We start from the raw sequence: 15,109 nt of genomic DNA on the forward strand, positions 1-15,109 counted from the left end.
TAAATGAGTCTACTTAGTTTGCTCTATGATTCAAAGGGGAGTTTTTGCAATAGACATATATCGCGGCATAGATTATTCGAATGGTATATATCTGTCACAAAAGTGCCTTTGACTTGTCACCTATGCTTCATCGAACCTTCGCAGAAGCGTTCTACATTCTTGTGCTTCGATAATTCTAAAAAGTAGGCAATGTCGCCAATCTACCGGTGAACTGCTTATAAAAATACATAAAACACCCACTAAGCACACGAAAGGAATGATTTGATGCGTCCTCTGTACCCTAGATCCGTTTATTCACGCTCTTTACTTGCTACAACGATTGCGTTTGCTCTATCAAGCGCAGCAATTGCACAAGAAGTAGCGCCCGACACAGAAAACGAAACTGACTATATAGAAGAGATTACAGTAACCGCCCAAATGCGTGAGCAGTCCGTAATGGATGTGCCTGTTACTATGGATGTAATCGGCAGTGAGTTTTTAGAGCGTACCAATATCGTGGAGCTTGATGAGCTTTCTCGCATATTGCCTAACGTTCAAATTCAGGAACAGGCTGTAAGCCTACCGTCTTTTAATATTCGCGGTGTCACCGATGATGTGTCGTCAGTGTCGGCAACGCCTCGCATATCGGTATATCAAGATGGCTTTGATATCAGTAAGAAAACCGTAGCCAGTGTCGCGCTTTACGATATTGCCCGCGTAGAGGTTTTAAAAGGCCCGCAGCCAACACTTTTTGGCGTAGCCGCGGCTAACGGAGCGGTAAGTATTCATTCTAATCTTCCTACCTTTGAACAGGAAGGCAAAGTGCAGGTTGGCTATAACTCAGAGCAAGGCCAAGAAGTTGAGTTTATGTACAACCAGCCTATTAACGACAACCACAGTTTCCGAATTGCCGGGCTTTACCGAGAAATGGACGGCATTGTAGAAAACAATGCCTGTAGCGCTGATTCATACTACGGTAATGCCAACATGTATAACCATTTAGGTGAAGAAGTACCGTGCAATAGCGAAGATCTTCAGGGAGTGTCGGTGCAAGCACTTCGCGCAACTTGGCTTGCAAGCTATGAGAAGCTAGAAATTATTGCTCGTGCGGCCATGGAGTATAATGACCAGCCGGGCATTGCTTTCAAGTCGGGTTCTATTGCACCAAATGATGGAGATACTAGCCCTTTTACCGATGCTGAGTTCAGCTTGGGCAGTGAGTTAGGTATTGAGCGTACGCTTCAAGCCTACGACTTAACTGTAAACTACGATTTCAACCAAATGCTTAGCCTGCACGCCGATGCCTACTATAAAGATGTAGAAGTAAGCGAAGGTTTTGATGCAGACGGTTCTGCACTTCGTATTCAAGATGCTTATTTCGATAACGATGCCACACTTCAAGGTGCGTCAATGCGTTTGGTGTATGACTCAGGTGACAAGCTTGCAGCGTTTGTTGGCGCGTCTATTACTCAAGATGAATCGATTTTGCCTTACTATGTGATGGTAGACCCATTTATACGAGGAACGTTTGATGCAGTAAGAGCACAGCTTGAGGCCACCTCGAAAATTCCACTTAACCAAAATATCGCTACCGACGCATCGTTAGAAGACATTGAAGCGCTACGTGCTATGTTGGTGTCGCAGCTATTTAATGCCGATGGCTCACCTATTTCTAACCCAGCGCTACCGCCTATTTTTATACAAGGGCCGTTTACCTTTGAAGCAGAGCTAGACATTGCTTCCTACGTTGCTGAAGTGTCGTATTTTGTTACCGATAATATTAACGTAACGGCTGGCGTTCGCTACATTGATGAGACCCGTTATACGCGAAATACCTTTACCACTGCAGACGGTGCAATTACGTTCGATGCCGAGCGCGACTTTGACGATACTCTGCCACGCTTCGCGGTAAGCTATGACGTGAACAACAACTGGAACTTGTATGCGAACTACGCCAAAGGTCGTCGTTCACCGGTTGTGGATGCAAACGCGGGTGGCGTTAACGTGACAAAAGCTGAAATTGTAGATAGCTACGATTTGGGTGTTAAGTATCAAAGCGCCAACTTCCTGTTCTCGGGCGCCATTTTTACCTACGAATACAGCGATTATCAGCAAAGCTTTACCGATGCAGAAACCTTGCAGTCTATTACCGTAACAGTAGGCGACTCGACCATGTCGGGCATTGAAGGCATGGCGACCTATAACTACAGCGAAACGCTAACGCTAACAGCAAGCCTAGGTTTCCTTGACGCAGAGTTTGCAGACAGTACTGCTGATGGTTCTGAGTTTCAGTACGGCGGCAATAAATTCCGCTTAGCGCCAGAGGTTAGCGGTGCCATCAACATCAACAAAGTATTCAACATGGACAGCTTTGACATTGATGTTAACTGGCTAACCAGCTTCCAGTCTGAAGTGTTCTTTGAAAGCAGTAATTATCCTGGCCTTTCTCAGGATACTTACTCGCTTACCGACGTGTCGGTGAAACTGCTTCAAGACAACAGCAAGTTTGCCTACGAGTTTTACGTAAACAACATGTTTGATAAAGAGTTCTTGATTGATGCAGGTAACACGGGCGGTGGTTTAGGCATTCCTACCTTCGTTCGCGGTATGCCTCGTATTGCCGGTGTGCGTGTTTACTACGAGTTTTAGAAATACCTAAAAATTAAGGCGCTTAACTGGGTTAAGCGCCTTAATTTAAACAAATGCTATTTACTACGCGTTTATTTCATAGCTATGCGTATTAACCACTTTTCCTGCCTTGGTCAAAATCGCATCCACATAGTGCCAGGTCGCTTTAGCGTTATCCTCGCTAACGGTCAATGTCATGAAGCCGCGCTGGTGAAGATTGCAGTACTGTAAGTCTTCAATAAGAAGGGGGAGATCATCAGCAAGGGTTTCTGCCATTTCATCATCCATACTTAAATAATGTTCCATACCGGGTGATGTCACGCCTGGTGTAGCAAGCTCAACGCCCACTTCTGTGCCATCTTTCAGGGTTAACTTATTGTGCCATGCATTATGAGTATCACCTGCAAGGGCAATAACGGGTTTGCCGATGGATTTTAGCTGCATCAGAACCTGTTCACGTTCAACAGGGTATCCATCCCATGCGTCTAAGTTGTAGGGCATTACCGTATTGATAAGCGCAAGTTCTTGTTCGCTAAGTGCGCCACCTTGCTTTTGTTTGCGTTTGATATTCGCGAGCCTATGTACATGAGCAGGAATTTCATTCCGTTCAACCCCGTTAAAAATAGATACTGGGAAGAGCATGCGGCCAACTAATAGCTGCTGGCCTAATACCTGCCATTTAGCCTGACTTTGCTTCATAGACGAATGTAGCCAGTTGCGTTGGGTTTCACCTAAAAGCCCACGACTAGGATTACTGATATCTTTCATAAAGCCAGCTTGGTCAAACGCTTTTGTTTCATCATCGCGATAGTCGCCGTACTCAAGTTGCTTGTCGCGAGCAAGAACGCGGGTGTCGAGCATGTATAAATCAAGAAGTTTACCAAAGGTAAACTGACGATAAATTTCTAAGCGCTCGGTGCCAAACGGTGGGCGTATAGGTAGCCATTCATAATAGGCTTGAACGGCCGCTGCACGACGCTCGTAAAAATCGCCTTCATCCGCTTGGTGATTTTCCGCGCCGTCTTTATAGGTGTCGTTTGTAATTTCATGGTCATCCCACACCACAATAAACGGCTTGTTTTGGTGTAATGCCAACAAGCCTTCATCCGTGCGATACAGCGCATAGCGATTGCGGTAGTCGGTTAGCGTATAAAGCTCGGTATCGTTATCAGGCGCATAGGTTCGGCCGATCTCTTTTGCATGCTCAGTCGCATAACCTTTGCCATCGTACTCATAAATGTAGTCGCCAAGATGCAATACATAGTCGATGTTGTCGTTTTTCGCTGCTTCCATATAAGGCGTGAAAAAGCCAGCAGGGTAGTTGGAGCAAGAAAATATGCCGAACGTAACGTTAGACACATCAGCTTCAGGCAGTGTACGGGTTTCGCCCACAGGGCTTGTATTATCAGCGCTTTTAAACCGGTAAAAATAACGGTTAGCAGGACTAAGACCTGCCACGTCTACTTTTACGGTAAAGTCATGCGTTGCTTTAGCTTCAACAATGCCGCTACTTACCACGTTGGCAAAATCAGCATCGCTCGCCATTTCCCATAAAATATCGGCTTTGGCTAAACCCGAACCTGGGTTTGGCACGGCGCGCGTCCAGATAATAACGGCGTCTTTTAACGGGTCGCCACTAGCTACACCATGGGTAAAGGTTGCGTTAGTTTGCGGTTGGCTATTTGCTGAATTGCTCACTGTGCAGCCCGCTAGCCCTGTAGACACTGCCACGCTCGCACCTGCGAATGACGACAGCTTTATAAACGTTCTTCTATCCATATGCCTGCTCTTTATAAGTTTGTAAGGTAACTGGTGATGTCATTGTTTTGTTGAACGCTCATGCAACAAAAACGAAAACCATTTTTATACTGAGTGTTTGTGACATAGAGATGTCAGGCTTAGCTGAATCAATAACACTACTTTAGATCGAAGTTTACGTTTTAGATTCTGGCTAATATGTGAACATCTTTTTGAAGCAAAATTACCTCTGTGGTAATCTTATGAGTAGTTGGATGGCAATTGTAAGCTTTCTACATCAAAAGCTACTTTCAATGTGGCTCTCTGATGACGATGAATGGCTGCCGCTAGCATATCGTCATGAAGTCTGGAACGCGTTGTTCGATTTAGATGCTGCCTCACATGTATCAGATTTGCTAGATATCGGAGCGGTAAGCCCTGAAAGAAGCGCCCTTTGGTATGTGACTATCACGGTGAATAATGTAGAACCTTGTGGCGCGGTAACTTGCTATTTTAACGATGGTGACTGTTTCAGCCTTGATTACAGAGAGTACAACCCATGAAACAAAGCATGCACATAGGTATTGAATATCAAGATGACCGGGGCAAAGCATTAATTGATACCGGAGAGCGAGGTTCAAGGCCCGAACATCTTAAAAGACCTCATCCAGGTGAAGTATTCAAACGCAGGTGCATGTCGAAGTCACCCTTGAAGCAATCAGAGATTGCGCAATATTTAGAAGTCTCATGCAAACATTTATCGCGATTCGTCAACGGCCATTCAAGTTTGACTATTGAATTCGCACGTAAGCTTGAAGCCGTAAGTGGGATAAGTGCTCAGGCATGGATGCATTACCAAGTCGCTTACGACTTATATAGGACAGCAAATAATAAACCCAGCTTACAATCTATTTATTAACTGTTATTTCAGCTATCGGGCTCATCGCCGTGATACTTGGATAAGCCGGACTTACCGAACTTTTTTATCTGCACCTACACCAAAATGGGCTACTTTTGACAGCGGCGCTATCTGCGATCCTCGCGAAGTAATTTTCCAATTCCTGTGGGCCCGAATAACGCGCAATCTTTTAGTGCAAATACTGTTATACTGTGCAGCAAATAACCACATGAACCAAAATTGGTTTGTGTGTCTAAAAAATCATATTCAATGTTTTCCATAGCGCTTTTAAGAGAAAGGCCACCAACGAAGACGTTTTGAACAAAGCAATTAAAGGTAATTTAAAAATACATGAGTGACGATCCGCATTATCAGCGCGAGAAAGAGAAGTACGAAAATCCGGTAGCCAGCCGCGAATACTTAATGAGTTTATTAAAAGAACACGACAAGCCGTTGTCGTTTCTTGATATCTGTAATTTGGTGAACGCGTTCGATGAAGAAGCGCGAATTGGTATTCAGCGCCGACTACGTGCCATGGAGCGCGAAGGGCAGGTGCAATTCACTAAGCAGAAAAAGTACATACTTCAAAACCGTGATGAACTCATAAAAGGCAGAATTATTGGTCACCGAGATGGTTACGGCTTCTTGCGTCCTGAAGACAAAAGCGGTGACTTATTTATAAGTGCTGGGCAAATGAATTTGTTCCTTCACGATGACGTGGTAGAAGCGCGTATTAGCGGTACCGACCGTCGCGGCAGAAAAGAAGCCTTTGTGACGCAAGTCATTGAGCCGCGCATCGAACCTATTGTTGGTCGTTATTTTGTTGAGCAAGGCTTTGGCATGGTAGTGCCAGACGACAGCCGTTTGCAGCATGAAATTGTCATTCCACCAGAAAGCACTAACGGCGCCCGCATGGGGCAGGTAGTAGTGGTAGAGCTTACTCAGCGTCCACGCCGTAAGATGAACCCGGTGGGAAAAATTGTTGAAGTACTTGGTGAGCATATGGCGCCGGGAATGGAAATAGAAATGGCGCTTCGCACTTTCGATATTCCACACCAGTGGCCAAATGGCGTAACCAAGCAGGTGGAAAAGCTTACCGACCAAGTGCCAGATGAAGCCAAAGAAGGTCGCATCGACTTGCGCCAGCTCCCCCTTGTTACCATAGACGGCGAAGACGCCCGCGACTTTGACGATGCAGTATACTGCGAACCGCTAGACGATGGTGGCTGGCAACTATGGGTAGCCATAGCCGATGTAAGTCATTATGTAAGAACAGGCTCAGCCCTTGATGATGAAGCCCAGCAGCGCGGTAACTCGGTGTATTTCCCTGACCAAGTAATTCCTATGCTTCCAGAGGTATTGTCTAACGGTTTGTGTTCATTGAACCCTGAAGTAGATCGCCTTTGTATGGTGTGTGAAATGACCATCAGCGCGAATGGTAAGCTGGAAGAATTCCAGTTTTACGAAGCGGTAATGAATTCACATGCCCGTTTAACCTACACCAAAGTGTGGAATATTCTTCAAGGCGACAAAGAGCTTCATCAGCGTTACGAGCCACATGTACCACATTTACGCAATCTTCACGACTTGTACCGTGCACTCAAAAAAGCTCGAGCTAAACGCGGGGCCATTGAGTTTGAAACCCAAGAAGTGAAGTTCGTATTCAACGCCCAGCGCAAGATTGAAAATATCGTGCCTTTAGTGCGTAACGATGCGCATAAGCTCATTGAAGAATGCATGATCATGGCGAACGTAAGTGCGGCGTTGATGTTAGAAAAGCATGAAGCGCCAGCGCTATATCGTGTACACGATAAGCCAGACGCCGACAGACTTACTGCTTTTACCAGCTACTTAAGTGAAATTGGTATCCCTCACGCCATTGTAGAAGATGCCGAGCCAGCCGCGTTTACCGATGTAGTGCTTAAAACTCGTGGTCGAGTAGACGAAGAGCTTATTCAAACTATGCTGCTGCGCTCTATGAAGCAAGCGGTTTACGATGGCGAAAACGTAGGGCACTTTGGTTTGGCGCTAGAAGCTTACGCCCACTTTACATCACCTATTCGTCGCTACCCTGATTTAGTGGTACACCGTGCATTGAAAGGCATTATTGCTAAACAGCAGGGTAAAAAGGCGGTAAGCGGTGCTAAAAACTACACTGTTGAAGAAATTGAGCAGCTTGGTGAACAGTGTTCAATGACAGAACGCCGCGCCGATGATGCCACCCGCGATGTGGCCGACTGGCTTAAATGCGAGTTCATGCTTGACCACGTAGGCGACACCTTCGAAGGGGTAGTGAGCTCGGTTACAAACTTTGGTTTATTTGTGCGTCTTACTGAATACCATATTGACGGCTTAGTACATATAACATCATTAGATGATGACTATTATCACTATGATGATGTTAAACAAGCGCTAGTGGGTGAGTCGGGCCATCGTCAGTTTAGACTTGGTGATACGGTTGAAGTAACCGTTGCGGCGGTAAATCTTGATGAAAGAAAGATTGATTTATTACTCGATAAGTCTATGCTGCGCAGCACTAAAGGCAAGAAGGTAAAAGTGAAGACAGCTAAAAAGGCTTCAGACAAACCTACTCGCTTTGATAATAAGCCCCGCTCTGGTAAAGACTCCCGTTCTGATAAGAAAGGGAGCAAAGGTAAAGGCGGCTCAAGCTCGTCTAGTCGAAGCGGTGGAAAATCGTCAAGTCGCGGCAGCGCAAAAGGCGGTAGCAGCGGAAAAACATTGTCATTGAATAAAAGAGGTAAGCGTTAAATGGCGCAGCAAGAATGGTTATACGGTTTACATGCCATGCAGTCGGTACTTGAAAAAGAGCCCGAGCGTGTAATGGAAGTGTGGGTTTTAAAAGGGCGTAACGATGAACGCTTGACCAACATTGTTAACCAAGCCCGCCGTTTCGGAATTTCAGTTCAGTTTAGTCAGCGTAAAGCGTTAGACGAGAAAGTAAACGGCGAACAGCATCAAGGCGTTGTTGCCAAAGCAAAGCCTGCTCGCGTAATGGATGAAGCGGACCTTGATAAAATACTTGAGCGAGAGTCGCAGCCGCTAATTTTAGTGTTAGATGGTATTACCGACCCTCATAATCTAGGCGCATGCCTACGTACGGCTGATGGGGCGGGCGTACACGCCGTGGTTGTACCTAAAGATAAGTCGGCAAGTTTAAACGGTACGGTGCGAAAAGTAGCCTGTGGTGCAGCTGAAGTGATGCCGCTAATTCAAATTACAAACCTTGCCAGAACCTTGAAGCACCTTCAAGACAAAGGGCTTTGGATTGTGGGTACCGCCGGTGAAACCGATAAAACCCTTTATGATGTTGACCTGAAAGGCCCAACTGCTTTAGTAATGGGGGCAGAAGGTAAAGGTATGCGTCGACTAACAAAAGAAACCTGCGACGAGCTGGTTAAGTTACCCATGGCTGGTAGCGTAACAAGTTTGAACGTGTCGGTAGCAACAGGCGTTTGTTTATACGAAATCGTAAGGCAGCGCGGTTTGTAAAGAGCTGTAGCCTGTATTAGTAAGTTTTTGGCAACCAATACAATAACATATTTGAAAAAAAGCGTGTGCTCCGAGAGGAACACGCGCTTTTTTGTATGCAAGCAAAATTTATAACTATTTTAATATTTTGTTACATTTGAGTTCGTAAGATAAATGTTAATTATGAAATTTTATTCCTAATATGAATTGGCTCGTAGAACGCATTTGGCGTGCTTCTCATAATGTTTGGTGTTTTTAAAAGTATTTTTAATGGTATAAAAAATACTTACCAGGGTTAATGCAATATACTTAACTAATTGATTAGCCGCCTAATATGAGCTCTGTAACTAACCTGCATGTTGCTGGTTATTTACATACCTGACAAACGGGTAGGTCGTTGCAACGCAGTTGCGTCGGTTGTCATGGATGAGCTTTTCGTATGAGGTAATGGTTATACCTGTATGTCATTTAATAACAAACAGCTTCAAAAGCACGGACAAAAACAGTGCTGAAGTTAATAAGACAGATAAAACAGGAAATAAATTTTGAACTCAAAATTAAATAAGAAACACACATGTCTAACAGCAGCTGCTTTAGCTGTATCACTTGGCTTAATGGGTAATTCTGCAATGGCAGCAGGCGAAGGTCTGGTAAAAGTTAAGGAAAAGCCTCAAACCCTAAAACAAGCGCTAGGCAAAAAGCTCACTGTTGACCGCCTTGTAACGGTAGATCAAGAGCGCTATATCATTAAGTTTAAAGACGAAATGATAAGTGAAACTCTAGAGGTGGCCAGTTCAAGTGATACGCTTAGCAGTAGCAAAGCCAAGTCAAAGGCCAAGACTAAACTGAAAAACAAAAAGCCTTTCAGCATTGCTTCAGCTAAATCTGAAGTAAGAAAAGCAGGTGGCTTGATTAAGAAAGAGCTTAAGAAGCATAAAATGGTAGCGGCTACCATGAGCAAGTCTGCACTCAATAAGCTTCGTAAAAACCCTAATATAGAAAGCATCGAAGTGGACGTTCGTCGTAAGCCAATGGCGCAAACTACGCCATACGGCTACACCATGGTCCAAGCGAATCAGTTTGGTCAGTCAGATACTACAGCTCGTAAGGTATGTATCATTGATACGGGTTATAACCTAGGCCACCCAGATTTGCCTGGTACAAACGATGGTGTTACGGGGCAAGCAAACAACAGTGCCGTTGGTAACTGGTATAACGACGGCAACGGTCACGGCACTCACGTAGCGGGTACCATTGCGGCATACGATAATAATGAAGGTGTGGTAGGTGTATATCCAGGTGTAGATATGCATATCGTTAAGATCTTTAACGACAATGGCCAATGGACTTATGCGTCTGACTTAATCGGTGCGATCACTCAGTGTCAGGATGCAGGTTCAAATGTAGTAAACATGAGCTTAGGTGGCGGCAGTTCATCTAATACCGAACGTAATGCTATGCAAAGCTTCACTGATGCTGGAATGTTATTGGTAGCTGCTGCGGGTAACGATGGTAACAGTGCAAAGTCTTATCCTGCTTCTTACGATGCAGTAATGTCGGTAGCAGCGGTAGACTCAAATGAAAACCGTGCAAGCTACAGCCAATATAACGATCAGGTTGAGATAGCTGCACCAGGTAGTGCAGTACAGTCTACTTATCCGACGAATACTTACGCAGCGCTAAGTGGTACGTCTATGGCTACGCCACACGTAGCTGGTGGTGCAGCACTAGTATGGAGTTACTTCCCGCAGTGTTCAAACAACCAAATTCGTAGTGCACTTAACGCAACGGCTGAAGATAAAGGCAGCGCGGGTCGCGATAACTTCTACGGTTATGGCTTAATGCAGCTAGCTGATGCCTACAACTACCTTAACACCAACGGTTGTAACGGTGGCGGTACTGGTGGCGGTGGCGGTTCTGAGCCGGGCGTAGAACCAGTATCAGGTCAGCTTACAGGCCTTTCAGGTACGCGCAGAAACTGGGACCGCTACACCTGGACTATTCCAGAAGGCGTAACGCAAATGACGATTCGTACCTCCGGTGGCTCAGGCGACGCTGACCTTTATGTGAAGTTCGGTTCACAGCCAGAAACCAATAGCTACGATTGCCGCCCTTATCAAAACGGTAACAGTGAAGTATGTACTTTTGATGCGCCAGCATCAGGTACATGGCACATCGGTATTCGCGCGTATTCTTCATACAGCGGTGTAACGCTATCTTACTCGTATGAATAAATAACACCGTCTCCCAACGACACGTTTAAGGCCTGCTTCTCAGCAGGCTTTTTTTATGCCTATTACCGCATCAATCGTTCAACTATACAGGTTGTTCTGCGTTTTTAGAGTCAGGATTTACCACAGCGAAATGTCAACTTCTATAAAGAAAAGTCAGCTTTGCAAAGATAGCGTAAAGCCCTGAACTAACGTCTTCTCAGATAGCCATATCGCTGTATTGTGCGAGCGAATATAAGCGCTGTTACGTGTGCTTGCTTGCGTTAACACAGTCTTAAACCAATAAAGAACAACTTCAAAGGACATACAATTTATGCAATTGACTTCTCACTCTTTGCGCCATGGAACTTGGCTCCGTGCAGCGGCAATGGGGCTTGTGGCGCTACTAGGGCTTACCGCATGTGGAGGCTCAGACAGCAGCAGCTCAGATTACTCTTATGCGTACATACAGTTTTATAACGCTTCTCCTAACGGCGCGAATGTAGAAATGCGAGAGGTTGATGGAGATAGCTTTGGTTCAGCTCAGTTTGGTGACGCAACATCCATGTATTCTATGGATGAAGACGAATACGAACTGGAGTTCATTCGTACCGATTCTGATGACCAAGAAGTTTATATCGACGAAATTACAGTAAATTTAAAAAACGGCTATAAAACCATCATTGTTATGAGTGGAGATTTTAGCAACCCAACTTTTACTACGTACTCGTATGAACGTGAAACACTGGAGGACCATTTTCGCCTATTTTCGCTCTCTGTGGCCGCAGATGATTCATCGTATGATTTTTATATGAGCGAATCAGGTGACCCTTTCGAAGCCGCTAACTTCCTTGGAACGGTAACAACTGGCGATATGATTGAGCTAGACTACTGGGATGCTGATGACGACAGCGATTACTTCGACGAAGGAGAGTATACGCTTTATCTTACAGAGCCTGGTAGCGATGACGTGGTATTCGAATCACAAACGCTGGATTTCGTTTATGAAACTGAGTATCTAATGACCCTTCGTGATGTAAGTGGTGCTATTCAAGAAGGGCTTGTGGTTGACACACTGCTAAACTCTTCAACAGTAACAGCGTTAACCGACGTTGAAGCTGATTCACAATATCGTATTTATAATTCAACCAACTTAGATGCTGAACTGCAGGTTACGTTTGGTGGCAATACTGATGAAGAAGACGTGAGCTTTTCGCTTGCTGCAGGTGAACTATCGGAATTTAGCACCATCCGTTATGGCGACTACCGCGTTACGGTTACTGACCCTTCAGGCACAGTTACAACGCTTAGCAATAAGTTGATTACTCTTAACCAGGGTGAGAGTAAAGCTATTCTTATTTACAACACTAACAACCAATTAGGTGCCGCAACCTTTGTAGAAAGTGGCTTGCCTCAGGCTTACGATAAAACCGTTAATTTTATAAACCTAGTCAGCGATTTTGATGACGTAGATTTCTACTTAGTAAGAAACGACGAAACCATTGATACTGCAGAATACGATGTGCAGAACCTGGAGTTTGCAGAAAACACCAGCAAAGTGCTGCCTTCAGATTATTACGAAGTGATAGCGGTGTATGAGGACGATAACGAGGAGCAGGTACTTCTTGATAGAACTGCCTTGTTTGGTTTCACTGAAGAAGAAAACTATATCGTGACGGTAGAGCCAGCAGAAACACCAACAGGTTATGAAATTAACGTGCTTTATTAATAGGTTAGTATGTTTATTATACTAATTGATGAGGGCTAAAACTTTCATCTCTTGAAATATCTCATAAATTTAGAAGGTCAAAGTCAACAATATTGGCCTTTTTATTTTGCAGTCCGGGAGGGCGACAATCCTCATGAGTATTATTCAAGACCTACAAACAATATCTAACGACAGGGCTATGTTGTTAGATGAAAAATTAGAGAACTTACTGCGTATCGGCACAGAGATTCTTCGCTTAGAAACAGGGATTGTAAGTAATATTCGAGGTGACCAGTACAGCGTTCGAAGTGTGGTTACGCCGGGCAATAACATATCTGAAGACGCTAAGTTTTCCCTCTGCGATACCTATTGTGCCGATGTGGCAAGTGCTGGCTCAGTGGTTTCGTACCATAACATCGATATCCAACCTGGCGCTTCCCACCCGTGTTTTGAAAAATATACGCTGAAAAGCTATCTCGCTGCTCCTATATACGTGTTTGGCGAGTTTTATGGCACGGTTAACTTTTCTTCGCTCTCTCCAAGAGAAGAGGTATTTAGCTCACTAGAAACCGATTACCTCCTACTTCTAGCCTCATGGATTGGTAACGAACTGGAGCGTCAGCAAGCACTCAATAATTTGAATGCGCAAAAAGTTGTTCTAGAAGAGCGAAACTCTTTACTTAATCAAATTACAAATTTAGCTGGTGTGGGTACTTGGGAACTGAATGTAGATAGCGGTTCGGTAGTGTGGTCAGGTGCGTTAAAACGAATGCTGCATGTACACAGCGAACGCGTATTGAAGCCAGAGGAAATCGTAAATTTTATTGTAAGTGAAGAACAGAGAAAAAATTACGTTAATCAGTTTCAGAAAATGATAAAAACAGGTCAAGACTTTGCTTACGAGGTTGAAGTGAAAACCGACGCCGGAGAGCCGAGATGGCTCGAAAGTAGAGCCCACCCAATAATGGAAAATGGACGTTGTGTAAAAGTGATCGGCGCTACTGTTGATATCACGCAAATGCAAATAGACAAAGCAGTACTCCGCCATAAAAGTGAACTAGCAGAAAGCGCTCTTAAAGCGCGAGGTGAGTTTCTAGCTAACATGAGCCATGAAATTCGAACGCCCATTCACGGCTTACAGGGAATGCTAGAAGCGCTCACAGCTACTCCTCTTAATACAAAGCAGTTTGAGTTGGCGTCTATCGCATCGCAAAGCGCAGACGCCTTACTTAACATTGTGGACGGGATTTTAGATTATTCTAAATTCGGTTCAGGAGACGTTTCGTTTGATGAAGCGCCCACTAGCCTTACCGAGACGATTGAAGAGCAACTCCCAATGTTTTCTAGGCTTGCTAACGAAAAGGGGTTGGAGTTTAGCGTAAATATAGCTGCAGTGGAGGGTTTTTCCTTTCTTGTTGACAAACTAAGAGTTAGTCAGATCCTCATCAATCTTCTCAACAATGCATTTAAATTTACCGAAGAGGGGAGCGTTACACTTGAGGCAAAATGTACGCGATATGGAAAAGGCCGTTACCGCGTAAAGCTTATCGTGACCGATTCGGGAATCGGTATCAGTGCTCAGCAGCAGAAAATAATTTTCACGCCCTTCATACAGGCTGAAAGCTCAACAATGCGGCGTTTTGGTGGAACTGGTTTAGGGTTATCAATCGTGAAACAAATTGTTGAGCATTACAACGGTAAAATTGAAGTCAGCAGTGAACTAGGCATTGGTGCGCGCTTTGCTGCAACATTAACGTTAGACGATGCAAACGTAGTGGCAAATAAAACGTTTGGCCGAGATTTCGTTTATACCCCAAGTAGGGAAGAGCTGAGTAGGGTCAAAGCGCTAATAGTTGAAGATAACGAAATTAACCAGCTGGTGATAAAGGAACAGCTACGCGAAATAGGTCTCGAGAGTGACTTGGCTGTTAATGGCAAAGAAGCGTTAAAAAAAGTGGAGCGTTCTATTGCGGAAAAGAAACCATACGACATTATACTCATGGATTGCCACATGCCGATTATGGATGGATTAGAAGCAACTCAGCATATACGGAATTTACATCACGAGGCCGCTAAAGTACCGATAATAGCGTTGACCGCTAATGTCTTAACTGGCGATAAAGAAAAATGCTTGAAATCTGGCATGGACGACTTCATATCTAAACCTGTTGGTGTAAGCCGTTTAAAAGAATGTGTTTTTCGGCACTTAAGTAAGCAGTTTGAAAACAAGGTTTCTGCGCTAAAAGATCCTGCTTGATAACCTATGACGTGGTTATCAGCCCCGGCTTTTAGTCGGGGCTTTTTTATTGCTCACATAGTTTAAAAATAATTCAATTTACCGCTATCACTTCCCAAAGTTTTCTGTTATTATTTCGCGCCCTTTTTATGGGGGTATGTACATAAAAGCAACGACATCCAGTTGTTTTTAGCAGCACTAACGACTCGGGAGAGTCTTAATTT

Annotated in this window: 9 protein-coding genes; 8 read left to right on the forward strand and 1 reads right to left on the reverse strand. The window is 44.5% G+C overall.

The features are described 5' to 3' along the window. Nucleotides 1–264: 264 nt before the first annotated feature. A complete protein-coding gene (locus tag ACXAFM_RS11695; protein ID WP_474834651.1) occupies nucleotides 265–2,628 on the forward strand; it encodes a TonB-dependent receptor in 2,364 nt (787 codons plus the stop codon). A gap of 63 nt (nucleotides 2,629–2,691) precedes the next feature. On the opposite strand, the gene ACXAFM_RS11700 is transcribed toward ACXAFM_RS11695, so the two are convergent. Then, nucleotides 2,692–4,386 carry an alkaline phosphatase D family protein gene (locus tag ACXAFM_RS11700; protein ID WP_474834653.1) on the reverse strand — a complete coding sequence of 565 codons (1,695 nt, stop codon included), beginning with the start codon at nucleotides 4,384–4,386 and terminating at the stop codon, nucleotides 2,692–2,694. A gap of 221 nt (nucleotides 4,387–4,607) precedes the next feature. Between ACXAFM_RS11700 and ACXAFM_RS11705 the strand changes: the two genes are divergently transcribed. From ACXAFM_RS11705 to ACXAFM_RS11735, 7 genes are all read left to right on the forward strand, one after another. Next, on the forward strand, nucleotides 4,608–4,907 hold the full coding sequence (locus ACXAFM_RS11705) for a hypothetical protein (RefSeq protein ID WP_474834655.1): 300 nt from the start codon (nucleotides 4,608–4,610) through the stop codon (nucleotides 4,905–4,907). Between the two features lie 8 nt (nucleotides 4,908–4,915). Then, nucleotides 4,916–5,263, forward strand: coding sequence for a HigA family addiction module antitoxin (locus ACXAFM_RS11710; protein WP_474834657.1), 348 nt, complete (start codon nucleotides 4,916–4,918; stop codon nucleotides 5,261–5,263). 330 nt (nucleotides 5,264–5,593) lie between these two features. After that, complete coding sequence (gene rnr / locus ACXAFM_RS11715) at nucleotides 5,594–8,011, forward strand: ribonuclease R (RefSeq protein ID WP_474834659.1); 2,418 nt, start codon at nucleotides 5,594–5,596, stop codon at nucleotides 8,009–8,011. Continuing rightward, complete coding sequence (gene rlmB, locus ACXAFM_RS11720; protein ID WP_474804420.1) at nucleotides 8,012–8,752, forward strand: 23S rRNA (guanosine(2251)-2'-O)-methyltransferase RlmB; 741 nt, start codon at nucleotides 8,012–8,014, stop codon at nucleotides 8,750–8,752. Nucleotides 8,753–9,276: 524 nt separating this feature from the next. Then, nucleotides 9,277–10,965 carry a S8 family serine peptidase gene (locus ACXAFM_RS11725; protein ID WP_474829655.1) on the forward strand — a complete coding sequence of 563 codons (1,689 nt, stop codon included), beginning with the start codon at nucleotides 9,277–9,279 and terminating at the stop codon, nucleotides 10,963–10,965. 310 nt (nucleotides 10,966–11,275) lie between these two features. Next, entirely contained in the window at nucleotides 11,276–12,670 is a 1,395-nt protein-coding gene (locus ACXAFM_RS11730) for a DUF4397 domain-containing protein (protein WP_474829657.1), read from the forward strand. A 133-nt stretch (nucleotides 12,671–12,803) separates the two neighbouring features. Then, nucleotides 12,804–14,906, forward strand: a complete 2,103-nt coding sequence (locus ACXAFM_RS11735) for a GAF domain-containing hybrid sensor histidine kinase/response regulator (protein ID WP_474834661.1) — start codon at nucleotides 12,804–12,806, stop codon at nucleotides 14,904–14,906. Nucleotides 14,907–15,109 lie beyond the last annotated feature (203 nt).

Source organism: Alteromonas sp. ABD4_190 (genome assembly GCF_056160105.1).

Coding starts and splice junctions, on each gene's coding strand:
- ACXAFM_RS11705 (WP_474834655.1), top strand. CDS start 4,608: ATGAGTAGTTGGATGGCAATTGTAAGCTTTCTACATCAAAAGCTACTT.
- ACXAFM_RS11730 (WP_474829657.1), top strand. CDS start 11,276: ATGCAATTGACTTCTCACTCTTTGCGCCATGGAACTTGGCTCCGTGCA.
- ACXAFM_RS11710 (WP_474834657.1), top strand. CDS start 4,916: ATGCACATAGGTATTGAATATCAAGATGACCGGGGCAAAGCATTAATT.
- ACXAFM_RS11700 (WP_474834653.1), bottom strand. CDS start 4,386: ATGGATAGAAGAACGTTTATAAAGCTGTCGTCATTCGCAGGTGCGAGC.
- rnr (WP_474834659.1), top strand. CDS start 5,594: ATGAGTGACGATCCGCATTATCAGCGCGAGAAAGAGAAGTACGAAAAT.
- rlmB (WP_474804420.1), top strand. CDS start 8,012: ATGGCGCAGCAAGAATGGTTATACGGTTTACATGCCATGCAGTCGGTA.
- ACXAFM_RS11735 (WP_474834661.1), top strand. CDS start 12,804: ATGAGTATTATTCAAGACCTACAAACAATATCTAACGACAGGGCTATG.
- ACXAFM_RS11695 (WP_474834651.1), top strand. CDS start 265: ATGCGTCCTCTGTACCCTAGATCCGTTTATTCACGCTCTTTACTTGCT.